The organism is Campylobacter sp. JH32 (assembly GCF_017846535.1).
GTDB lineage: Bacteria > Campylobacterota > Campylobacteria > Campylobacterales > Campylobacteraceae > Campylobacter_D > Campylobacter_D coli.
Map to the genome: position 1 here is coordinate 1 of NZ_JAEQBS010000041.1, position 626 is coordinate 626.

The 626-nt window shown below is 40.9% G+C and carries 1 pseudogene; it reads right to left on the bottom strand.

The annotated features are described in order from the left end of the window. A pseudogene (gene tet(O), locus KAR67_RS09420) lies at positions 1-626 on the bottom strand (tetracycline resistance ribosomal protection protein Tet(O)); the annotation flags it as partial.

Below are 626 nucleotides of genomic sequence, written 5' to 3' on the forward strand. Positions count from 1 at the left end.
ACTTCTATAAGCTGCCGAGTCCCCAGATTGTTTTTAGCGCTTCCGTGATAAACGGGAAATAACGTTCCGTTTTGGAATCTCCTGTTTTCTTCCTGTTCCAGTTCTGACATTTTAAACGGTTTCCCTGACATATATTTCTCTAATAGTTCATCGTTTCCCATAATTACCGCATCCCACTGTTCCATATCGTCATTGTCCGTTACATTTATATGGGGATGCTGCCCAACCTTTTGCTTCACTATAATTTCCGAAGAAAGCTTTGCTTTCATTTCCCGATATACCATTGGCAAATCAATCCCCTCTTGGTCAATTTTATTGATGAAAAAAATTGTCGGAATCTTCATTATCTGTAGTGCATGAAACAGTATACGGGTCTGTGCCTGTATGCCATCCTTTGCAGAAACTAATAATACTGCTCCGTCTAATACGGATAAAGAACGGTATACTTCCGCCAAAAAATCCATATGGCCTGGCGTATCTATAATGTTGACTTTTACATCCTCCCACTGAAAAGATGTCACTGCTGTCTGGATAGTGATTCCCCTTTGACGCTCCAAATTCATTGTATCTGTCCTTGTTGTGCCTTCATCTACGCTCCCTAGTTCTGCAATTGCACCACTGGTATA